Below are 21562 nucleotides of genomic sequence, written 5' to 3'. Positions count from 1 at the left end.
AAGGCGCCGAAAGCAACGCGGCGACGCACACGCACTTGGCGGCTCGGGTGCTCACACTCGGCAGCCGCTCTCACCACACCGTCGCTGTCCAAAAGAATGGCACAGTCCGAGGCAAGTGACCCACTAGGGCGGAGTCCGCCGCCGGCCTGGAACTTCGTGCCGCCTACAACCCGAATCTGACGACCTCCTGGTTCACCGGGGTGATGGCTATCCTGAACAACGTTACCTTGCTGGCTGTCCTGCTCGCCGGCGCTGCAGTCGTTCGCGAGCGGGAACACGGGACGCTGGATCATCTGCTGGTGCTGCCCGTGACGCCCTTCGACATTGCCATGGCCAAGGTCTGGTCCAACGGGCTCGTGATCACGACCGCAACAGGGTTGTCGCTCTGGTTCGTTGTTCATTACCTGCTGGGTGTTCCCGTCGCCGGGTCGATCTCCCTGTTTCTCGGAGGAGTCGCTCTCTATCTCTTCTTCGCGACGGCGATCGGCCTCCTGCTCGGGACAGTGGCTCAGTCGATGCCACAGCTCGGCTTGCTCTTCATCCTCGTCGTGCTGCCGATGAACCTGCTCTCGGGCGGAAGCACTCCTTTCGAGAGCATGCCGCATCTTCTCCAAGCCGTCATGAGCATCTCACCGTCTACTCACTTCGTGAGCTTCGCCCAGGCAGTCCTGTACCGGGGAGCCGGACTGGACATCGTGTGGCCTCAGCTCCTCACAAGTGCGGGCATTGGAACTTCTGCGCTCTTAGCCGCACTGCTACGATTCCGAAGCTCGATGGCAGCCGCGTCCGGGTGAAGCTGGCCACCGCAGGACACCAGACCTGCCTACGGCCATCGTTACCTGAGCTACGGCCTACTCTCGGCTTGATCCCTGTGCCTGGCTGTACACCGAAGCCCTCCCGCTGTGCGCATGTCTAATCATCTATGCTTGTGGCCTGCAGAGGGTCAGTGCAGCCCCGCTGCTACTGGCGCGGAAGGCGCTTGGCCCGCCTCGGATCCGAGGGAGTCAGCGGAGTATCTCGAAGAACCGATTCTCCTCGTTCAGCCGGGCATGCTCCATCGCACGGAAGTCATAGCGGGACACGATGCCTACGACACGGCCGTCACGGCACACCGGGAGGTGCCTGAACCCGGCGTCGTCTAGGATGCGGAGGGCGTCGATCGCGTGCTGGTCCGGGGAAAGGGTGACCGGGTTTCGGGTCATCACCTGCTCAAGCAGCGTCGTGCTGCCCTCCCAGCCCTGAGCGAGGCAACGGATTGCGTCTCTACCGGTGAAGATCCCCACCAGGCGGTCCCCATTCTTCACCACCAGAACGGCACCGACGCGTCCCTGGTGCATAGCCGCACAGGCCTGCGCCACGGTCGCGTCCGGCGGCATGGCGAGCGGGTCTTGGTTGCGCACGATCTCGGCGCTGGTGCGGTCCTGCATGGTCGCGTTTCCTGGACGAGAGAGTGCATGGTCCAGCGAGCCGACACGGCATGCCCTGGTGTATCTCAGGAAAGTGGTGATTTCTCGGGTGCAAAAGGTGCGGCGGCTCGCTGATTAGGTCAGCACCCGGGTGTCGCGCCTGCGGAATCGGCCTCGGGTGAAGCTGCTGGCAGCTGGGGCAAAGCCGCCACCAACGCAGTACGGAGGGCGCTCCCCTCCAGGACAGATCAAAGCGTGGCACGCAGGAACAGAGGCATCGGGTCCATCTTGTCCTCGACCGTGGTTACGCCAGGCACATCTCGGACCAGTACTCCTAGTCCTTGGCGCACCGCGTCTGAGCGCGCGAAGCCGTGGAGGGTCACTTTTCCACCCTCGACGTAGGGAAACACCCAGAAGTTGTCGATCCAGGGCTGCTCGCGCATCCTCGCGATCACTGAGCGCATGATTGCCGCGTCGTCTTGGTGTAGCGGCGCGGGTGGCTGGGGCCGAAGGACAGCCCGCAACAGATCCGCGCGCGAGACGAGGCCGACCATCTTCCCGTCCTTCACTACCGGCACACGGCGGATGCCATGCTCCTCCATGAGGCGCGCCACCTCCTCCGCCGTCGCGTTCTCCTGGACCGTGACAAGTTCCGCCGTCATCACGTCACGTGCCGTCTTCCCGTGCGCCTTCGCAAATTGCTGCGCCTGTGGCGTCGGGCCGCTGAACAGGTCCAAAAACCAAGTCAGCGGTCCCCGGGGCTTCTCTGCTAGGCGGCGGATCAGGTCTCCCTCAGTTACAATCCCAAGAGACTTACCCTCCTTATCCACGACGGGCACGGCGGAGATACCCCGGGCGGCGAGCAACTCGGCAACGGCCAGGATAGGCGTCTCCGGCGGTACCACGACAAGGTTGGTGGACATCAACTCGCTAGCTCGCATGACCGGGCGCTCCCAACCATTAACTCGTTTTAATATTCCAACTTTCTGCACCCGTTTCAACCCATTCCGGACGGAACCTCCTTGGGATGGAGGTCTACCCCTCTTCCTGACCTGCTCCGCCCATTGCCGTGGGCCTACCGCATGCGCGGTTCCCATGCCTCCTTGCCTGACTTGGCGGCGGCGGCCATTACGAATGGTCTCACGCAGCATCGGCCATCATGCCACGCTCGGACTTGGCCGACAGCTGGCGCAGGATTGTTGGTGCGCTGATGAAGGGAGATTCGGCCGATGTCGGCACCGGGAGTACATGACCAGAGCCTGAGGCATGACGACCTGGAGCCCTACCAGCGCACAGTAAGCGATGTCCTGGCAGGGCTGCGCACCGAGGCCCATCGCGGGCTGACGGCTGATGAGGCCCGTTCACGACTGGGGCAGTTTGGCCGGAACGAGTTGGCGGCGGAGAAGCCGGTCCCCGGGTGGCGCAAGTTCCTGGCGCAATTCCAGGATGTCCTCGTCATCCTGCTGGTCACCGCTGCCCTGGTATCGGCCGGGCTCTGGTTGACCGAACGGCACGCCGCGTTGCCCTACGAGGCCCTCGCGATCCTGGCCGTCATCCTGCTCAACGCCCTCATGGGCTATCTCCAGCAGGCGCGGGCGGAACAGGCGCTGACGGCGCTGCGCCAGATGTCGGCGACCATGGCCAAGGTCGTCCGCGACGGCAGGCAGCAGAGCATCCCGGCAGCGGAGTTGGTGCCCGGTGACGTCATAATCATAGAGGAAGGCGACACCATTCCGGCTGATGCGCGCGTGATCCATTCCGCTGCACTGCAGACGGCAGAGGCGGCGCTCACGGGCGAGAGTCTACCGGCGTCGAAGGGCAGCGCCGCCATCGCGGCCGATGCGGAGCTGGGAGATCGGGCCAACATGGTCTTCAGCGGCACGGCCGCGACCTACGGCCATGGCCGGGCCGTGGTGGCGGCCACCGGCATGAGCACCGAGATGGGCCGTATCGCCGGCTTGCTGAAGGCGGAGACGCTCGATGAGACGCCGCTACAGCGGGAGCTGGACCGCGTCGGCCGCACGCTGGGCATGACCGTCATCGCGATCGCCGTGGTGATGGTCGTCACCATCCTCCTGGTCGAGGACGTACACGGGGCGCGCGCGGTCTTCGACGTGCTAATCCTTGGGGTGGCGCTCGCGGTCGCCGCTGTGCCGGAGGGGCTGCCCGCGGTGGTAACGGCGGTCCTCTCGATCGGGGTGCAGCGGATGGCGCGGAGGAACGCCATAGTGCGGCATCTCGCCGCCGTCGAGACGCTGGGGTCCGCAGACGTCATCGCTTCGGACAAGACCGGCACCCTCACCCGGAACGAGATGACGGTGCGCAGGGTGGTTACCGCCAGCGGAACTGTTGAACTGGGCGGCGCCGGCTATTCGCCAGAGGGTGAGATGCAGCGGGAGGACGGCGCCGCCATGACTGACGCCCAGCACTCCGAGATCATGCGCACACTCTCAGCCGCTGACCGCGCCAACAACGCCGTGCTGCAGGAGGCCGAAGACGGGCGCTGGACGGTGCTGGGCGATCCAACGGAAGGCGCGCTGATCGTCGCCGCGCGGAAGGTGGGCCTGAGAGCGGAGGCGCTAGAGGCGCGGTTCGCCCGAATTGCCGAGGTGCCTTTTTCCTCGGAACGCAAGCTGATGAGCACCGTGCACAGCGACGCCGAGCGCCGAGATCGCCTGCGGGCCTTCACCAAGGGGGCACCGGACGTGCTCCTCGGCCGCTGTACCCACGAGCTCGTGGGTGAGGAGGCGCGGCCACTGACTCCAGAACGCCGCGCCGCCATCCTGGCCAGCAATGAGGAAATGGCCGGCCAAGCCCTACGTGCCCTGGGTGTCGCCTTCCGCTCCCTGCCGAATGAGGTCAAGGAGGATGATCTGGACGAGGATGTCGAGCAGCAACTCGTCTTTCTCGGCCTGATCGGGATGATCGATCCGCCACGCGACGAGGCACGGGCGGCGGTGGCACGGGCGAGAGCGGCCGGCATCCGCCCGATCATGATCACCGGCGACCACCCCCGCACCGCTGCCGCTATTGCCCAGGAGCTCGGCATCGCCGCCGTTGGGCGTGCGGTGACCGGAGGTGAGCTGGAGAGGATGAACGAGGAGGCGCTCGACGGCACGGTACGCGACATCTCAGTCTATGCGCGGGTCAATCCTGCTCACAAGCTCAGGGTCGTGAAGGCGCTGCAACGGCAGGGTGCGACTGTAGCCATGACAGGGGACGGGGTGAACGATGCCCCCGCGCTCAAGGCTGCGGATATCGGCGTGGCCATGGGCATCACCGGCACGGATGTCTCGAAGCAGGCGGCTGACATGGTGCTCGCCGACGACAACTTCGCAACCATCGTGGCGGCCGTCGAGGAAGGGCGCGCGATCTTCGCGAACATCAGGAAGTTCCTGCGATACCTCCTCTCCTCGAACATCGGGGAGGTGATGACAATGTTCTTCGGCGTGTTGCTGGCAGATCTGATCGGCCTGTCGGGGCAAGGGGGAAGTGGCGTGGTGCTGCCGCTTCTCGCGACGCAGATCCTCTGGATCAACCTCGTCACCGACGGCGCTCCCGCCCTGGCGCTTGGCCTCGATCCGGCAGAGGCCGACGCGATGAGACAGCCGCCCAGGCCGCGAAGCGAGGGCGTGATCACGCCCCGGATGTGGGGAGGCGTCTTCTTCGTTGGAGCCATCATGGCGGCTGGGACGTTGCTCGTGCTCGACCTTTCCCTGCCCGGGGGAATGATCGAGGGTTCCGGGGATCTGCGCTATGGGCAGACCATGGCGTTCACCACGTTGACCCTGTTCCAGCTCTTCAATGTCCTGAACGCACGTTCGGACGAAAGAAGTGCCTTTGCCGGAATCCTCGGAAATCGCTGGCTCTGGGGTGCGATCCTGCTCTCGATCGTGCTGCACCTTGCCGTGATCTATGTGCCCTTGCTGCAGAAGGCCTTCTCCACCGTTCCGCTGCATGTCAATGACTGGCTGATCTGTGTTTCGGTCGCTAGCCTGGTGCTATGGCTGCGGGAGGCAAGTAAGCTGCCCTACCGATGGCAGGGGCAACCTGGGCAAGGCTAGCGCATAGCGCAGCTGCGGGCGTCGTGGCTCCGTCCGTTCATGAGCGGTGAGCACCGCTGCGGTGCAGCCATCGGCATATGACGCCTCCCCCCAGTCAATCGAGCCGCAACAGGCATGCTTGGACTTGCCGAGAGCCACCACCTACGCCGTCGTCGGACAGCCGGCCCGAGGCTCGGCGGCGGTCAGGAGGGGAGGGCAGACGTCCGTCCCAGCGGGCCGATGCGACGCCGCATCGGGTGCGGGCGCCGCCCCCCGGCTCGCGCGATCAGTGCAGCGCTTCTCGCTTGCCATCCTCCTCGACGGCCAAATTGGCTGTCTCCGGCCGCAGTTGGCATGCGTTGGCGTTCACCGCCCGGGCTCCGATGCCGTCGAGCGCCTTACAGCCTAGCCGGGTCGGCTCGGCCCAGAGCCGCATCATCCTGCCTGTAGCATCAAGCATCATATCTTGCTGACGACGCATGAAGTCCCTCCCTGCATCGAGAAGCTCCCGGTTCATCGCCAGCGCCGCCTGCAGGCCGTCGAGCGCCGTGAGAGCCGCATCCATGCTCTCCCGCTGACTGCGGGTGAGCGAGCCCTCATGCACTTCTGAGACCTGCCGCACCTGTACCTGTACGCTCTCCGAAGTGGGGCCCACCGGCCTGCGCTCGGCTCGGACGGCCGCCCGGGAACCAGCTTCGAGTCCCGCCATTCTGTCCTCCTCTCCTGGCACGGTCGGGCTAGATCGCCTGCCCATCGCGCCGCGCTTGGGCACCTGTCCCGACAACCACGCCAATATCGGCAGTCCGTCTCGCCTCTCCCTGATCTAGGTCAGGCGCACGCAGGTCATTGCGTGATGGCACCCTTCAGCACACCGTCGCGCCGATTGCTGAACAGCTCGTAGGCGTCCTTGATCTGATCGAGCGGGAAGCGATGGGTGATCATCGGCCTCAAATCCAGGCGCCCACTCATTATGATGTCCATCAGTCGACGCATCCGTTCCTTCCCGCCGGGGCAGAGGGTAGTGATGATCCGGTGGTCGCCCAGCCTTGCCGCGAAGGCACCGAGCGGAGCCTGGAGGTCCCGCGAGTAGACGCCCAACGAGGACAGGGTCCCGCCCGGGCGGAGCACCCGAAGGCACGCTTCGAAGGTATCCTGGGTCCCCAACGCCTCGATGGCAACGTCCACGCCACGGCCCAGCGTGATGCGCCGGATCTCATCGGCAGGGTTCCCCTCCGAGGCGTTGATCACGAAGTCTGCGCCAAGTCGCTGAGTAATCTCCAGTAGCTCAGGGACACGGTCGACCGCGATGATGCAGGTCGCTCCCATAAGCCTGGCACCCGCGGTGGCGCAGAGACCAATTGGCCCCTGTGCAAAGACGGCCACCGCGTCGCCGATCTGGACTTGCTCTGGCTCGGCGCCGCCAAATCCCGTGGACATGATATCGGGGCACATCAGTACCTGCTCGTCCGTCAGACCATGCGGTACCGGTGCCAGATTGACCATCGCGTCGGGCACCAGCACGTACTCGGCCTGGCAGCCATCGATGGTATTGCCGAGCTTCCAGCCTCCTGCCGGCTTCCAGCCAAGCGCAGCGCCGCCGCCATCTTGGGAGCAGAAGCCACAGAGGCAGGCATTGCTGTGCCCGCTCGGTGTGATGGCGCCGGCAATGACGCGCTGCCCCACCCTGTAACCCTGCACCGCCGAGCCAAGGTGCTCAATGATGCCAACTGGCTTGTGCCCGATGGTCAGGCCCTCCGCGACGGGGTACTCGCCGTTCAGGATGTGCACGTCCGTGCCGCAGATCGCCGTCGTGGTCACCCGCAGCAGGGCGTCCATCGGCCCCACCTTCGGGACGGGCTTCTCGCGCCGTTCAATGAGCCCCGGGCGCACGAAGACGGCAGCCCTCATGGTTCGCGACATGGGATGTCCTCGGTGATAGTGTTCGCTGCAGGCCCTAGGCAGCGCGATCCTCGTCGAGATGACAGGCGATCTCTCCGACCCGCCGGTCGGTAAAATCCTTGTCGATGCAGCCACGCAGCTTCGCCCGCACGCCCTCTCCCAAGGCTGCGCGCAGGTGGAAGAGAAACCCGGAGGGCGCGATCAGGAAGAGCCGCCTGTAGCGACCAGCCTTCGCGCCCCATTCGAGCTCGTCTGCCACGCTGGCCGCGAAGACGGCCTCTGCCTCATCCTGGGCGTCCTGCTCCGGCTCAGTGAGGCTGCATACATCGTCCGCAGACCCGTAGGCTTTTCCGCCGAGGCGGGCTGGCCGCGCGGACCTCACCCTTCGGTTCATCTCCAAGTGCTCTCGCCAGGGACCGCCTGATCTCAGCGCTCGATGACCCGGACTCGATGGTTATCGGCCGCGAGGACCCAGACGGGATGTTCCCGCATGCCTTTCCCTCCTCCACTTCAGGCTGCGTACCCCAGGGTTGAGCACCCCGGACCGCGCGGCGCTGATCCAAATCAGCCGCCACAGGGAAGTGGACGTGACCCCGGACGGCGCGGCCAGCCGGTTTCCTGATGCAGGTCAGTGCCATCGGCCATGGCTCCGGCAGGGTAGCGTCCTCGGACATCGCTGGGAGTAGGTGCCGTGCAAGGAGTTGAGGATATCCGCTGGTTCGCGGAGACCGGGTTAGCGGAGGTGTCGCTCGTAGGCGGGAAGAACGCATCGCTCGGCGAGCTCTACTCCCGCCTGTCTGCTAAGGGGCTGCGGGTCCCCAATGGCTTCTGCGTGACTGTGAACGCTTATCACCGCGCCCTGAACGCCGCGGGCGCTTTGGACGAGCTTCACGCACTGCTGGACGGGTTGGACGTCACGGACGTGGCGCTTCTGGCCCGAAGGGGCGCGGAGGCACGCCGCATCGTCTATGATGCGACAGGCACGCCAGACCTGAGGGCCAGCATCGAGGCGGCCTATGCGCGCCTCCAGGAAGAGTACGGTCCAGATCTTGCCGTCGCAGTCCGGAGCTCGGCCACCGCTGAGGACCTGCCGAACGCCAGCTTCGCGGGCCAGCACGAGAGCTTTCTGAACGTGCGCGGCGGCGAGGCGCTGTTCGAGACCTGCCGGCGCTGTTTCGCCTCGCTTTTCACCGACCGAGCTATCGTGTACCGCGTCAACAACGCCTTCGACCACTTCAAGGTCGGCCTCTCCGTCGGCGTGATGAAGATGGTCCGCTCGGATATAGCATCGAGCGGCGTGATCTTCACGCTGGACACCGAGTCCGGCTTCCGCGACGTCGTCTTCGTCACCGGCTCCTACGGCTTGGGCGAGAACGTGGTGCAGGGACAGGTGGATCCAGACGAGTTCTACATCCACAAGCCTACCTTCCGGCAGGGTCACCGGGCCGTCCTGCGGCGCTCGCTCGGCCGCAAGCAGACTCGCCTAGTATATGCGGAGAGGAACGCCCACAGGGTCGCGGAACTTCCGACGGCCATGGTCGACCAGGACCGCTTCTGCATCACTGACGTGGAGGTGTTGAAGCTCGCCGAGGCGGCCCTGACAGTCGAAGATCACTACTCGGTTGTGGCCGGCCATCCAGTGCCGATGGATATCGAGTGGGCGAAGGACGGCCTCGACGGCCAGCTCTACATTGTCCAGGCCCGCCCCGAGACAGTGGCCTCCCGCCGCGCCACGGGGCAGATCGAGACGCACACGCTCAAGAGCAAGGGCCATGTGCTCGTGACCGGCAAGGCGGTCGGGGAGCGCATCGCCTCTGGTGAGGTCCGGCTGGTCCGTAGCCGCGCTGACCTGGAGGCCTTCCGGCCCGGGGAGGTGTTGGTTGCGGCCTCCACCAGCCCGGACTGGGAGCCGGTTATGAAGACGGCGGCCGCGATCGTGACAGACCGGGGTGGCCGGACATGCCACGCCGCGATCATCGCCCGGGAGCTGGGCGTGCCGGCCGTGGTCGGGGCCGAGGGCGCAACCACGTGCCTTGCGGCCGGCTCGCGGGTGACGGTCTCCTGCGCGGGCGGCGACGTGGGCGAGGTTTTCGAGGGTGACGTACCCTTCGAGGTGACCACGGTCGTCGTTGGGAACCTGGAGCTACCCAGGACTGACATCATGCTGAACCTCGCCAACCCCGACATGGCGTTCCGGGCCGCGATGCTGCCCAGCACCGGCGTCGGCTTGGCACGCATGGAATTCATCGTGAGTGAACAGATCCGGGCTCACCCGATGGCGCTGGCGCACCCGGAGAAGGTAGCCTCCGCCGAGGAGCGTGCGAGGATTGCTCATCTGGCTCGGCACCGTGCTTCCCCGGCAGAGTTCTTCGTGGAGACCCTGGCCGAGGGAGTCGGCACCATCGCTGCCGCTTTCTACCCGCGCCCGGTCATCCTGCGCCTCTCGGACTTCAAAACGAACGAGTACGCCCGGCTCCTGGGTGGCGGTGACTTCGAGCCGCTGGAGGAGAACCCGATGCTCGGCTTCCGGGGAGCATCCCGGTACGCGCACCCGGCCTACGCGCCCGGCTTCGAGCTGGAATGCCGGGCCCTGCGCGTGGTGCGAGAGCGAATGGGGCTGACCAACTTGCGGGTGATGGTGCCGTTCTGCCGCCGCGTCGAGGAGGCGCGCCGGGTCCTTGACGAGATGGCCCGGCTGGGCCTCAGGCGCGGCGAGGCGGGGCTTGAAGTGTACGTGATGTGCGAGATCCCGAACAATGTGATCCTGATCGACGCCTTTGCTGAGCTCTTCGACGGCTTCTCCATTGGGTCGAACGACCTTACCCAGCTTACCCTCGGCGTGGACCGGGACTCCGGCATCGTCGCCTTCGACTTCGACGAGCGCGATCCCGGAGTTCTGGAGATTCTGCGCTTAGCAGTGGCCGGTGCCCGCCGAAATGGGCGGCATGTAGGGATCTGCGGAGAGGCCCCAGCCAACTACCCTGACGTCGCTGCCTACCTCGTCTCGCTCGGGATCCAGTCCATCAGCGTGACCCCCGCCAGCCTGATGCGGACCATAGCCGTGGTCCGCGAGGCTGAGCAGCGCCGGGAGGCGGAGGCGTCGGTTGTCAAGGGGACAGCCGCATCCTCTCCGGAGTGCGCCGAGGCGACGGCTTGACGAATGGCTCCAGGAGCAGATGACATGCCCATCAAGGATCTTCTCGTGCACCTTGATCCCTCCGAGGCCTCTGAAGCCAGACTGGCCGTTGCGGTGAACCTTGCACACCAGCACCAGGCACATCTGACGGCCGTCCAAGTCATCGATGCGAGCGCGTTCGTCACGGTCCCGGCCGCCCTCCTGGACGGTGGCGACTGGCGGCAGGTTGACGAGCTAATTCGCCGTATGGCGGAGAGATCGACCGAGGCGGCCGCCCAAGTCGAGGCAATCTTCCACCGGCGAGTTGCTGCGCAGGGCGTCACAGGAGAGATGCACCTCGTGCATGGCGACCTGAGCGACACCCTGCTGCGATACGGACGATGCGCAGACCTCCTCGTCCTCGGCCAGCCAGATCCGGAGGCGCCCGATGCCATGGCACGAAGGGCGATCGTCGAGACTGTCCTATTCGCCCTCGGGAGACCGATCCTGCTGGTCCCCTATGTCGGCAATTTCAGGACAGTCGGGCGCAACGTGCTGGTCGGCTGGGATGGTGGGCGCGAGGCCACGCGCGCACTCCACGACGCAATGCCCCTTCTCCAGAACGCCAAGGTGGTAAGAATGGTGGTAGCGAACCCGTCGGCGCAGACTTCCGGCTTGCGATCGTCGGGCGCAGAGGCGGCGCGGCACCTGGCCCGCCACGGGCTGCCCGCCTCGGCCGAGGAGATCCTGAACCCCGAGCTGGGCACGGCGGACATCCTGCTCAACCGCGCCGCCGACACCGGGGCGGACCTGCTCGTGGCAGGCGGCTACGGCCACTCCCGCGCGCGGGAGATGATCCTTGGCGGGGTAACGCGGTCGCTGCTCCGCCAACTTACCCTTCCGCTGTTGCTCTCCCACTGAGCGATCAGTCCGGACCAGAAACGCTGATCTAGCGCAGGGCCAGCAGCCTAATCCCGGCGTAGATCTGGACCTAGCCCGTCGAGGCCGGAGGTTATTATGAGCATGGACTCACTGCTTGCGCGCGACCTGATGACGCAGGAGGTCGTCGCCGTTCCACCGAGCATGGAGGTCACGTCGCTGGCTGGCCTGCTGGCACGGCGCGGCATTTCGTCCACCCCAGTGACGGATGCCGAGGGCAGGTTGCTGGGCATCGTCACTGAGGCTGACCTGGTCCGGCGCCTTGCCGGGGCGGCAGAGCCGAAGGTGAGCTGGATCCGCAGCCTCTTCCAGAATCGGAACCGCCAAGCCGAACAGTACGCCCGTACCCACGGCATGACGGCCCGCGACGTGATGACGAGCAGCGTCGTGACGGTCGGCCCCGACACCACTGTGGAAGAGTGCGCCCGCATAATGGAGCAGCATGCCATCAAGCGCCTGCCCGTGGTGAGCGAGGACAGGCTGGTTGGGATTATCTCAAGGTCAGATCTCCTGGTCGCCGCGCTCGAGCCACCGGAGAGGATTGGAACCCTGGAGCAGTCCCACGATGCCCGTATCCAGGCCGCTCTCGAAGCCGAGATGCGCGAGCACCCCTGGGCGCAAAGCCTGTACACCTTCGCCGATGTGAAGAACGGCGTAGTCACGCTGTCCGGCTATGTACGCTCTGAGGAGGTCCGGCGCGGGCTGGTGGTCCTCGCTGGCCGGATCGAGGGCGTGGAGCGGATAGAGGACCACATGGAGGTCACCTCCTTCCCGCTGCCGGGCGAGCTCGTCTAGGCCGGTCCGGGGCGCCCCCCGTCGGGGTCTCGCTGCGATGCAAGGGCGAGGCGCTCCGGCCCCACGGGGCAGCATTCGCCTTTTCGGTGCGGCGCACCGCCTCAGCAGGGGAGAGTAGCTGGACCGGCAAGGCGAGCGAGGCGCCTTTCGAACTGGCCCGCTCGTTCTATTCCTGAGGGCGTACCGCTGGCATCAGCACGTCCGCGAGCTCGTCGGGGAGGGTCCCGACTGGCAGCGGCTGGGACGAGCCGTGCGCCAGCCCTGGACGCGGCAGGGCGAAGTGATGCACCCGAGCGGTCGCGTGTCTGCTTCACGTCCAGTACCTGGTCCAGGAGAGCGCTTTCATGTCCCAGCTGATCGCAACGCTGACGCTGAATCCGACGATCGACATCGCGAGCGAAGCCGGGGCGGTGCAGCCCGTGCGCAAGGTGCGGACCTTCAATGAGCGGCAGGATCCGGGCGGCGGCGGAGTGAACGTCTCGCGCGTCGTGCGCGAGTTGGGCGGCGATACCCTGGCAATGATCCTGGCCGGCGGGGTGACGGGGCGCTTCCTGGAGGAGTTGCTGGACGAGGCGGGGGTGCCGCGGCGGAGCATCCCCGTCGAGGGCCGCACACGGATCAGCCAGACGGTGCTCGATTTGGGGGCCGGGCAGGAATACCGCTTCGTGCCCGAGGGCCCACGGATCAGGGAGGCGGAGTGGGGCGCGGCTCTGGCAGCGGTCGAGACGGTGGAGGCGGGCTGGCTGGTGGCGAGCGGCAGCTTGCCGGCGGGGGTGCCAGACGACTTCTACGCACGGGCAGCGGGCATTGCAGCGCGCCGGGGAATGCGCTTCGTGCTCGATACCTCAGGTGCTCCGCTGCGGGTGGCGCTGGAGGCAGGCGGGATAGAGCTGGCGAAGCCGAGCCAGGGAGAGTTCGAGGCGCTGGTCGGGCACGAGTTGCGGGATCCGGGGCAGCTGGAGGAGGCGGCGCGGGGGTGGGTGCGCTCGGGCAAGCTTCGCTGTCTGGCCGTAACGCTAGGGCAGCAGGGAGCCTTGCTGGCGACCGCGGAAGGGACGCTGCGGCTGCCCGCGCTGGAGGTCATGGTCCGCGGTGCGGTGGGGGCTGGGGACAGCTTTCTGGCGGCGATGACACTGAGGCTGGCACAGGGCCGCGCGATCAGTGATGCCTTCGCCTGGGGCGTGGCGGCAGGTGCGGCGGCGGTGTCCAATGCCGGCACGGCGCATCCACGGCGCGAGGAGGTAACGGCCTTGCGGCGGCGCATACGGCAGATCCCGACGAGCCTGGCGCGAGGCGAGGAAGGCTGAGCATGCGGCTCATCGGAGATATCGGCGGCACCAATGCGCGCTTCGCCCTTTGCGAGCCGGGCGGGCTGCCGCAGGACGAGCGTAAGCTGCCGGTGAATGCCTACCCCGGCCTGGTCGAGGCGGCGCTGGCCTATCTCGCAGGACGGAGCGTGGACGAGGCGGTCCTCGCTGTAGCAACGCCCGTGCTGGGGGATGTGGTGGCTTTCACGAACAGCCCTTGGCGTTTCACTGTCCCGGAGGCGAGGGTGCAACTAGGGCTTCGGCACTTGGCGGTGATCAATGACTTCGTCGCACAGGCCTGGGCCGTTCACGGGTTGAAGGTGGGCGACTTTCGGTCGCTTAAGTCGGGGGCGGGCAAGCCCGGGCGGCCTCAGGTCGTGATCGGGCCGGGCACCGGATTGGGGGTGGCCTTCCTGCTAGGGGAAGGCTGTCCGCGAAGCCTACCAGAGACTGACAGAGGCCATCCCGTGCGGCCTCCCCAGCTGTCACGTCCGGCACAAGAAGGGCTTCGTGGTCGAGTTCAGGGCCGAGGACGGCACGTTGGGCGAAGGCCTGATGGGGCACATCTGCGGCGCCGGGCACTTCGGAGAGGTCAGCTGGCAGCGCCACGTAAAGGCCCACGAGGACCGAGTGAAGGTGTCCTCCCTGAAGGCCCAGTGCGAGAGCCTCATCGCGGACTGCAAGAGGCTGCACCCCCAGATGAAGCGGCTGACCGACGCCGTTGAGCTCGTCGACCGGGCGCGGGCATCCCTCCAGTCCAAGGGAAGCGATCTTTTCCGCATCTGCCTGGAGGCCACCCGAAGGAATGACGGCCTGGTCCAAGTGCAGGATTGGAGCGGGCGCACCCTGGCCATCCGCCTCCGGCATCGGGCCTTCTGGACGCGGCCGGATCACTCCACCTCCATGAAGCTCGCCAACCTCCTACGAAACCTTCGGGACTTCCAGATGCGGGTCGAGCAGGCGGATTCTGCGAACCGTCTCAGCGGCCTCATCAGCGCCATTGGCAGCCCGAGCCAGCAGGCGCGGGAGATCCTCTCGGAGATCGAGAACGACATCCGGGCGCTCCACGAGGAGAACCTCTTCGAGATCATCCCGCTGGTGAACGAGATCACCGAGCGGAAGAGGCTGCGGGTGAAGAAGGGGGTGATCGAGTACACTGCCGACTACTGGCCGACGGCCGGCAGCCGGTGGGACACCCTTCTCGTCACCGACACGTTCCCGCTGCTCCTGCAGACGGTGGAACGGATGAAGGCGGCCACGGCAATCAGGACCGCAGCGTAGCTCCAGACGTGCTCAGGTGCGGCACCGTTCGCTGCCGGTCGGCCTGACCGACGGGAGGATCAGGCGCGCGCACCAGCCGCTTCGACAAGTTCAACCGTATGGCCCTCCGGATCGGAGAGGACCGCCCGCCGCCCCCACGGTGATACCGCAGCCGCCCGGATCAGCCGGCCGTCTAGCGCGACAGCCCGCTCGCAGGCAGCCTCGACGTCCGGCACCCCGAACCCGAGCCTCGTCGCGGACGTGTTGTCCGCGTCGGAGGTCCGGGGATAGATCTCGAACACGGACCTGCCGATCCGGCAGGCATGATGCTCGGGCCCCTTCCCGTGACGCTCCCGGTCGAACTTTAGGCCCAACGCCGAATAGAAGCGCGCCAAGCCTTCGGGATTCCATGCCCTGATGACGACGAGCATCTCCATCGGCGTTCCCCTAGGCTTCCACCTCGGAGTCAGGCAGGGCGATCGGGACGTCGAGGTCGCGGAAGCGCGCCCGCACCTCCAATTCCCCGCCCATCGCCTCGACGTATGCCCGCAGGGCGCTGAGCGTCGGGTTCCGGCGAGCCTCAAGCCGCGACACGCTGCCCTGACCGATGGTGAGCGCTTCGGCGACCTCGACCTGGGTGTGCCCGAGCAGCTTCCGGACCTCTGCGACGACCATCGGCTCCGCCCTGCCGCCTTCCCGCGCATCCGCAGCAAGTTGCTGGACCCGCAAGGCGACCAGGGCAGGATCCGTGTAGAGCTCGTCAGGGCGATCCCCAAAGCCGACCTCGCCCAAATAAATCCCGAAGCCGCGGGATGCCTTCCAGGAGACATTCGTCACGAAGCGGTCGGTCCTGACGTCGAACCACCACTCCCCGTCCTTGCGGAGCGGCCGGTCGATCTCCACGCTTGAACCCGGGACGGCGTTCTGGATCAGCGCGGCGACCGCGTCGGGATCGAGGCCTGCGGAAGCGGCTCGTCCAGATCGACTGTCCGGCCGTCCGAGCCGGGCTTGTTCAGCACACATGAGCCATCGCCCTCCCGAATGAGAATGGCGCCGTTGGCGCCAAGGTAGGTGTTGTGCTGCCGCCTCCTGAAGCGCCTGAGGTCCGGGCGCCCGAGAACCTCGCGCTCGCTGTCATCCAAGGCGGGATACATCCGTCCGTCCGAGCGGGGCATGGCTGGATCGAACGGGAACGGCGTCATCTCGTCCTCGACAGCATTCAGCGTATCGTCGAGGAGCTGCCTCGCCGCCGCCGCGGACCCGCATGGCGGCGCCGCGTCCACGCGCCGAAGGATCTCCCGGATCCGCTCCGCCTTGCTAGGGACCATGCATTAGAGTACATATTCCCTACAGGGGATATTTCCAAGCGGGATATGTTCGTTCCTGCGCAATGCCAATGTTGAACGAGCCCGCTACCGCGCCCCTCCTGCTTTCACGCGAAGGACGGCGATCGACAGCCTATCGGGATGAAGGTTCCCCGACTCCCAGCCATGCGCTGAAGGGCAGTCGGTGCGGGCAGACACTCTCCAGCCTCACCGACGTGAGGCTGTCCGCTGCTCAGGCCCTCGTGCTGGCCCTGCGGCCCTCAGATCCGGCTGTCTCGGCTCCACGGCACTGATCGGCGTCTCGCTGCCCATCCCCACCGTGCCCGTGGTGCATGAACAGGTGCATCAACGGCCCCTGATCAGCCCGGAGAAGCGGCGGGTAGCCGTCCATCCGGGTCAATGCCGCGCCCAAATCCTGTCTCCCCTAGCTCCACCGAACAGGACGACCTCGTAGGGTGTCCCCGGGATGTCCATGCCCGGTGAGGAGGGCGGCATTCCCGGCGCGGCGAGCCCCTTGGCCGGCGGGCGTTCGGCCAGGATGCGGCTGACGTCGGGCGCAGGGACATGGCCTTCCACGACGTAGCCGCCGACCGTAGCCGTATGGCAGGACTGGAGGGTGTCCGGCACGCCGTTGGCCGCCTTCACCGCTTGCAGGTCGGCAACGTCATGGACCGTCGCCTGGAAGCCCGCCGCGCGCATGTGCCTGACCCACCCCTCGCAGCAGCCGCAGTTCGCATCCTTCCAGACTTCTAGCGCCGGGCCCTGGGCAGCTCTGGCCACACCGGTGGGCAGCGCCGCCGCGGCCAGCCCGAAGCCCAGGAAGGACCGCCTGGTAACGTCTGCCTTGAACCTGTTGCCCATCACATCACTCCCATGACGCCGCTGATCGTGCTCTTACCCTTCGGGGGCTGCAGGCGCTCGGCTTGGTGGCCAGGCGCGCAGTGGCCGCCTTCGGCGATCTCGTCGAGGATCGGGCACTCCGGCCGGTTGTCGCCGTGACAGGCATCCGCCATGCGCTCCAGCGCCTCGCACATGCTGGTCAACTCAACGATCTTGGCCCGAAGCTCGGACGCGTGCTCGATCGCGATGCGCTTCACGTCGGCGCTCGCGCGGTCCTCGTCCTGCCAGAGGCCGATAAGCTGCTTGATCCGGTCCAGCGGCAGTCCGAGATCCCGGGCCCGCCGGACGAAGCGGAGGGTGCCGATGTCCTGCTCCGAGTAGACGCGGTAGCCCGCCTCGGTCCGCCCTGCCGCGGGAAGCAAGCCCACGCTCTCGTAGTACCTCAGCATCTTCGCCGAGACGCCGGACGCCTTCGCGGCTTGCCCGATGTTCATGGGGACCTCCTCTGCAAGGCACTGCCCGTCATGGTCGAGACCAAGATGGGGATTCCCACCGTGGGAAGGTCAAGGCGCCACGCGCGGGTGGCACGCGGGGAGCGCATCAGGATGTCCTTGACCTTCCCATCATGGGAGACACCACCTTGCTGGCCACCTGAGCAACGAGGGCCTGCCACGCGGCCCTAACCGGGGCGGCATTCATGAGCGGTCACCACATCAGCCACGGCCACCATCATCTCGGTCCCAGCCCGGCCACCGGCGCCGGGCTCGTCACCGACCCCGTCTGCGGGATGAAGGTCGATCCGGCCACCTCGAAGCACCGGCTGGAGCATGCCGGGACGATCTTCCACTTCTGCTCGGCCGGGTGCCGGACGAAGTTCGGGGCCGATCCCGGAAGGTACCTGGAGCCGAAGGAAGCCGCCCCCGTACCGGCTCCGCGGAAGGGCGCCATCTACACCTGCCCGATGCACCCGGAGATCCGGCAGGAGGGGCCAGGAAGCTGCCCGATCTGCGGCATGGCCCTGGAGCCCCTCGAGATCACGGCGGAGGCCGAACCAAGCCATGAGCTGACCGACATGACGCGTCGGTTCTGGATCGGGTTGGCCCTTACCCTCCCCGTGGTGGTCCTGGAGATGGGGGCCCACATCCCCGGGCTCGGCCTGCACCATCTGGTGTCGCCGAGGATGTCCGTCTGGATCCAGTTCCTGCTCGGAACACCGGTCGTACTCTGGGCGGGCTGGCCATTCTTCGTCCGCGGCTGGCAGTCGGTGGTGAACCGCAGCCTGAACATGTTCAGCCTGATCGCGCTCGGGACCGGCGCCGCCTACCTCTACAGCCTGGTCGCGACCTTCGCACCTGGAGCCTTCCCCGAGGGCTTCCGGGGCATGGACGGCACGGTCGCCGTCTACTTCGAGGCGGCCGCCGTCATCACCGTCCTCGTCCTGCTCGGGCAGGTGCTGGAGCTGCGCGCCCGGGAGCAGACCGGCGGCGCCATCCGTGCCCTTCTCAACATGGCCCCCAAGACCGCCCGGCGGATCAGCGGCAATGGTGAGGACGAGGAGATCCCGCTGGCCGACGTTCAGGCTGGCGACCGGCTGCGGGTGCGGCCGGGCGAGAGCGTGCCTGTGGACGGCGAGGTCCTGGAAGGCAACGGCGCCGTGGACGAGTCCATGGTCACCGGCGAGTCCCTGCCGGTCGAGAAGCAGCCCGGCGCCAAGGTCATCGGCGGTACCGTGAACGGCACCGGCGCCCTCGTCATGCGGGCGGACAAGGTCGGCTCCGACACCATGCTCTCGCGCATCGTGGCCATGGTCGCCGAGGCGCAGCGCAGCCGGGCGCCCATCCAGCGGATGGCCGATACTGTCTCCGGCTACTTCGTCCCCGGGGTCATCGTCATCGCGGTGCTGGCCTTCCTCGCCTGGGCCGCCTGGGGTCCGTCCCCGGCGCTCTCCTATGGGCTGATCGCCGCGGTCTCGGTGCTCATCATCGCCTGCCCCTGCGCGCTCGGCCTGGCCACGCCCATGAGCATCATGGTCGGCGTGGGCAAGGGCGCCGGGGCGGGCGTGCTCATCCGGTCGGCCGAGGCTCTCGAGCATATGGAGAAGGTCGACACCCTGGTCGTGGACAAGACCGGCACTCTGACCGAGGGCAAGCCCAAGGTGGTGGCCGTGGTTCCGGCGCCGGGACTGGCCGAGGCCGAGCTCCTTCCCCTCGCAGCCAGCCTTGAGCGGTCGAGCGAGCACCCCCTGGCCGCCGCCGTCGTGGCGGCCGCCAGGGAGCGCGGCATGGCCTTCGCGGAGCCGGCAGACTTCGCCTCAATCACCGGCAAGGGCGTGACCGGCTCCGTGAACGGGCGCCAAGTCGCGCTCGGGAACGCGCGGCTGATGCAGGATCTCGGGGTGGATCTGGGCGACCTCACTGCCCGTGCGGACGAGCTGCGCCGGGAGGGCGGCACCGCACTCTTCCTGGCTATCGACGGAAAGCCGGGCGGCGTCATCGCCGTGGCCGATCCGGTCAAGCAGACCACCCCGGCTGCCCTGCAGAGCCTGCGGGAGAGCGGCATCCATATCGTCATGCTGACGGGCGACAACCAGACAACGGCCGGGGCCGTGGCCCGAAGGCTCGGCATCGACGAGTTCCAGGGTGACGTCCTTCCCGAGGATAAGCACCGCATCGTCCGCGAGCTACGGGCGCAAGGGAAGGTTGTCGCCATGGCGGGCGATGGGGTGAACGATGCCCCCGCACTGGCCGAGGCAGATGTCGGCATCGCCATGGGCACCGGCACGGATGTGGCGATGCAGAGTGCCGGCGTGACACTGGTGAAGGGCGACCTCGCCGGGATTGCGCGCGCCAGGACCTTGAGCCGGGCCGCGATGCGCAACATCCGGCAGAACCTGTTCCTCGCCTTCGTCTACAACGCGCTCGGCGTCCCCGTCGCCGCGGGCGTCCTCTACCCCGTCCTTGGGATCCTTCTGAGCCCGATCGTGGCCGCCCTGGCCATGGCGCTGAGCTCGGTCTCGGTGATCGGCAACGCCCTACGGCTGCGTACGGTGCGGTTGTAGGCCGTCGAAGGGCGTGGCGGCGCCCCGAAGCGCCGCCACGCTGTCACTCAGCGGGAGCGGGACTGTCCCCGGGACGAGCCGCCCATCATGTTGCAGTGCTCCATCATGGCCTGCATGTCCGGCGAGAGCTGACGCCCGGCACGGGTGTCTGCCTGCATCTGACGACAGTGCGCCATCATGTCCTGCATGCTCATGCCCGACATGTTGTGACCCTGCATGCCTTGCATGTTCCCATGGTTCATCCCGGGCATGTTGGAGTGATCCATGCCCTGCATGCCCGCACCACCGGATGCCTGCGTCGCGGCGCCCGGAGCGGTCGTGGAGCGACCAGCCGGCTGAACCGGAAGCTCCGCCGAGGCAGGAGCCGTCGCCATGGGGGCGGACTGCGGCGCGCAAGCCGCTGCTGTGAGCGCCAGGCCGAGGCCCACGGCGAAACGTGCGGCCCAACCAACGCGGGAAGCGACTTTCATGCGTCCTCCTGTTCACCATGCCACGCCGAACCGGGCTGGCCGAAACGATGGGATCCCGTGTCCGGCGGGTCGCTCCCGCAAGAGGCGGGACGTGGGCGTAACGTACAGGCTCCGATCCGGGCCGTCCCCGCCCGGGAGCCCGTCGGATTCTTACGTTTTATTGCCGGAGCCCCGGAACGATTGATGAAGCCGGGGCGACCGTAGATATCCAGCGCAACGAACGAAGACGGCTGATGGCATTGTCCGGGGAACCGACGTGACCATCCCGCGAGCGCGACTTCCGTCGCGCGTCCCGTCACTGCACGAAGGAGTTCACGAGCATGGCTGAGGTTACGCTGTCGCGGCGCAGGATGCTCGCAGCCGGGATCGCCGCCCTGTCGGCTCCTGCCCTTCCGGGAGTTGCCCTGGCCCAGCCGGCCATCGGGCGCTCCATGCCGCGTGAGTTCAACCTCGCGATCGAGAACGTGACGCTGAATATCACCGGCACGCCTCGTCCGGCCGTCGCCATCAATCGCTCCGTGCCAGCCCCCGTCCTCCACTTCCGCGAAGGGGAGGAGGTGAGCATCAACGTCGCCAACAGGCTGCGCGAGAGCACCTCCATCCACTGGCACGGGCTCATCCTGCCGAGTGGCCAGGATGGCGTTCCCGGCATCAGCGACGGCTTCCAGGGCATCGCCGCCGGCGAGACCCACCAGTATCGCTTCCCGCTCGTCCAGGCCGGCACCTACTGGTACCACAGCCACTCCGGCGTTCAGGAGCAGGCCGGGATGTACGGCCCTATGGCGCGACAATCAGGATGCGATTGGCGCGACAAACTGGATGAGAGTCGTGGGTCGCGGCGCGGGGATGATTGTCGCGGCGCGACACGGGTGCAAGGGTTTTTCAGTGGTGCGCGACAATCAGGATGAGGTGTTGATTGTCGCGCGGGTCGGCGGGCGGCCGGGACCGCGCTTGCGCTCGACGGCAGCGCGCCTGCGATAGCTCTCGACGTTCATCTCGAAGATGGTGGCGTGGTGGACGAGGCGGTCCACAGCGGCCAGGGTCATGACCTGGTCGGGAAAGATCCGGCCCCATTCACCAAAGGGCTGGTTGGCCGTAATCATCA

The 21562-nt window shown here is 66.9% G+C and carries 22 protein-coding genes and 1 pseudogene; 10 read left to right on the top strand and 13 right to left on the bottom strand.

Annotation, left to right across the window (positions count from 1 at the left end):
• The first annotated feature begins 146 nt into the window (after nt 1–146).
• Nucleotides 147–794, top strand: coding sequence for an ABC transporter permease (locus ACO1BU_RS30375; protein WP_424139701.1), 648 nt, complete (start codon nt 147–149; stop codon nt 792–794).
• A gap of 210 nt (nt 795–1004) precedes the next feature.
• Here the strand turns inward: ACO1BU_RS30375 and ACO1BU_RS30370 are convergent, their stop codons facing one another.
• Together ACO1BU_RS30370 and ACO1BU_RS30365 are read right to left on the bottom strand one after the other, a co-directional pair.
• Entirely contained in the window at nt 1005–1427 is a 423-nt protein-coding gene (locus tag ACO1BU_RS30370; RefSeq protein ID WP_424139699.1) for a CBS domain-containing protein, read from the bottom strand.
• Nucleotides 1428–1654: 227 nt separating this feature from the next.
• The gene (locus ACO1BU_RS30365) at nt 1655–2329 is read right to left on the bottom strand and encodes a CBS domain-containing protein (protein WP_424139698.1); all 675 of its coding nucleotides are present in this window, start codon (nt 2327–2329) and stop codon (nt 1655–1657) included.
• Between the two features lie 306 nt (nt 2330–2635).
• On the opposite strand from ACO1BU_RS30365, the gene ACO1BU_RS30360 reads away from it, so the two are divergent.
• Nucleotides 2636–5470, top strand: coding sequence for a cation-translocating P-type ATPase (locus tag ACO1BU_RS30360; RefSeq protein ID WP_424139697.1), 2835 nt, complete (start codon nt 2636–2638; stop codon nt 5468–5470).
• A 265-nt stretch (nt 5471–5735) separates the two neighbouring features.
• Here the strand turns inward: ACO1BU_RS30360 and ACO1BU_RS30355 are convergent, their stop codons facing one another.
• The 3 genes from ACO1BU_RS30355 to ACO1BU_RS30345 all read right to left on the bottom strand — a co-directional run bounded on the left by ACO1BU_RS30355 (nt 5736) and on the right by ACO1BU_RS30345 (nt 7730).
• Nucleotides 5736–6158 (bottom strand): hypothetical protein, encoded by a 423-nt coding sequence (locus tag ACO1BU_RS30355; protein ID WP_424139696.1) that lies wholly within the window; start codon nt 6156–6158, stop codon nt 5736–5738.
• A gap of 134 nt (nt 6159–6292) precedes the next feature.
• Complete coding sequence (locus ACO1BU_RS30350) at nt 6293–7369, bottom strand: zinc-binding dehydrogenase (RefSeq protein ID WP_424139695.1); 1077 nt, start codon at nt 7367–7369, stop codon at nt 6293–6295.
• Between the two features lie 34 nt (nt 7370–7403).
• A complete protein-coding gene (locus tag ACO1BU_RS30345; RefSeq protein ID WP_424139694.1) occupies nt 7404–7730 on the bottom strand; it encodes a host attachment protein in 327 nt (108 codons plus the stop codon).
• Nucleotides 7731–8039: 309 nt separating this feature from the next.
• Here ACO1BU_RS30345 and ppsA point away from each other — a divergent pair, with 309 nt between their 5' ends.
• The 6 genes and pseudogenes from ppsA to ACO1BU_RS30315 all read left to right on the top strand — a co-directional run bounded on the left by ppsA (nt 8040) and on the right by ACO1BU_RS30315 (nt 14785).
• A complete protein-coding gene (gene ppsA / locus ACO1BU_RS30340) occupies nt 8040–10505 on the top strand; it encodes a phosphoenolpyruvate synthase (RefSeq protein WP_424139693.1) in 2466 nt (821 codons plus the stop codon).
• A gap of 24 nt (nt 10506–10529) precedes the next feature.
• Nucleotides 10530–11384 carry a universal stress protein gene (locus ACO1BU_RS30335; RefSeq protein ID WP_424139692.1) on the top strand — a complete coding sequence of 285 codons (855 nt, stop codon included), beginning with the start codon at nt 10530–10532 and terminating at the stop codon, nt 11382–11384.
• Nucleotides 11385–11480: 96 nt separating this feature from the next.
• Entirely contained in the window at nt 11481–12197 is a 717-nt protein-coding gene (locus ACO1BU_RS30330) for a CBS domain-containing protein (protein WP_424139691.1), read from the top strand.
• A 344-nt stretch (nt 12198–12541) separates the two neighbouring features.
• Complete coding sequence (locus ACO1BU_RS30325) at nt 12542–13504, top strand: 1-phosphofructokinase family hexose kinase (protein WP_424139690.1); 963 nt, start codon at nt 12542–12544, stop codon at nt 13502–13504.
• Nucleotides 13505–13506: 2 nt separating this feature from the next.
• Nucleotides 13507–13956, top strand: a pseudogene (locus ACO1BU_RS30320) (glucokinase); the annotation flags it as partial.
• A 58-nt stretch (nt 13957–14014) separates the two neighbouring features.
• A complete protein-coding gene (locus tag ACO1BU_RS30315; RefSeq protein ID WP_424139702.1) occupies nt 14015–14785 on the top strand; it encodes a hypothetical protein in 771 nt (256 codons plus the stop codon).
• A 59-nt stretch (nt 14786–14844) separates the two neighbouring features.
• Here ACO1BU_RS30315 and ACO1BU_RS30310 read toward each other — a convergent pair whose 3' ends face one another.
• The 6 genes from ACO1BU_RS30310 to cueR form a co-directional block, all read right to left on the bottom strand.
• The gene (locus ACO1BU_RS30310) at nt 14845–15201 is read right to left on the bottom strand and encodes a VOC family protein (protein ID WP_424139689.1); all 357 of its coding nucleotides are present in this window, start codon (nt 15199–15201) and stop codon (nt 14845–14847) included.
• Between the two features lie 10 nt (nt 15202–15211).
• On the bottom strand, nt 15212–15667 hold the full coding sequence (locus ACO1BU_RS30305) for a helix-turn-helix domain-containing protein (RefSeq protein WP_424139688.1): 456 nt from the start codon (nt 15665–15667) through the stop codon (nt 15212–15214).
• A gap of 26 nt (nt 15668–15693) precedes the next feature.
• The gene (locus tag ACO1BU_RS30300) at nt 15694–16092 is read right to left on the bottom strand and encodes a hypothetical protein (RefSeq protein WP_424139687.1); all 399 of its coding nucleotides are present in this window, start codon (nt 16090–16092) and stop codon (nt 15694–15696) included.
• Between the two features lie 229 nt (nt 16093–16321).
• Nucleotides 16322–16480: a DUF2933 domain-containing protein gene (locus ACO1BU_RS30295; protein ID WP_424139700.1), complete on the bottom strand. Its 159-nt coding sequence runs from the start codon at nt 16478–16480 to the stop codon at nt 16322–16324.
• A gap of 5 nt (nt 16481–16485) precedes the next feature.
• A complete protein-coding gene (locus ACO1BU_RS30290) occupies nt 16486–16950 on the bottom strand; it encodes a DUF411 domain-containing protein (RefSeq protein WP_424139686.1) in 465 nt (154 codons plus the stop codon).
• On the bottom strand, nt 16950–17423 hold the full coding sequence (gene cueR, locus ACO1BU_RS30285) for a Cu(I)-responsive transcriptional regulator (protein ID WP_424139685.1): 474 nt from the start codon (nt 17421–17423) through the stop codon (nt 16950–16952). The genes ACO1BU_RS30290 and cueR overlap by 1 nt, the downstream gene beginning before the upstream one ends.
• A gap of 203 nt (nt 17424–17626) precedes the next feature.
• On the opposite strand from cueR, the gene ACO1BU_RS30280 reads away from it, so the two are divergent.
• Complete coding sequence (locus ACO1BU_RS30280; protein ID WP_424139684.1) at nt 17627–19987, top strand: heavy metal translocating P-type ATPase; 2361 nt, start codon at nt 17627–17629, stop codon at nt 19985–19987.
• Between the two features lie 47 nt (nt 19988–20034).
• Here the strand turns inward: ACO1BU_RS30280 and ACO1BU_RS30275 are convergent, their stop codons facing one another.
• Entirely contained in the window at nt 20035–20457 is a 423-nt protein-coding gene (locus tag ACO1BU_RS30275) for a hypothetical protein (RefSeq protein ID WP_424139683.1), read from the bottom strand.
• Between the two features lie 320 nt (nt 20458–20777).
• Here ACO1BU_RS30275 and ACO1BU_RS30270 point away from each other — a divergent pair, with 320 nt between their 5' ends.
• Nucleotides 20778–21365 (top strand): multicopper oxidase domain-containing protein, encoded by a 588-nt coding sequence (locus ACO1BU_RS30270; RefSeq protein ID WP_424139682.1) that lies wholly within the window; start codon nt 20778–20780, stop codon nt 21363–21365.
• Here the strand turns inward: ACO1BU_RS30270 and ACO1BU_RS30265 are convergent.
• On the bottom strand, nt 21357–21562 hold a 206-nt coding region (locus tag ACO1BU_RS30265), incomplete at its 5' end, for an ATP-binding protein (RefSeq protein WP_424139681.1). The two genes, ACO1BU_RS30270 and ACO1BU_RS30265, sit on opposite strands and share 9 nt — an antisense overlap.

The organism is Roseomonas chloroacetimidivorans (assembly GCF_049629625.1).
Lineage (GTDB): Bacteria > Pseudomonadota > Alphaproteobacteria > Acetobacterales > Acetobacteraceae > Roseomonas > Roseomonas chloroacetimidivorans.
The sequence above is the reverse complement of the archived record's forward strand: the minus strand, read 5'-3'. Positions and strand labels throughout refer to the sequence as shown.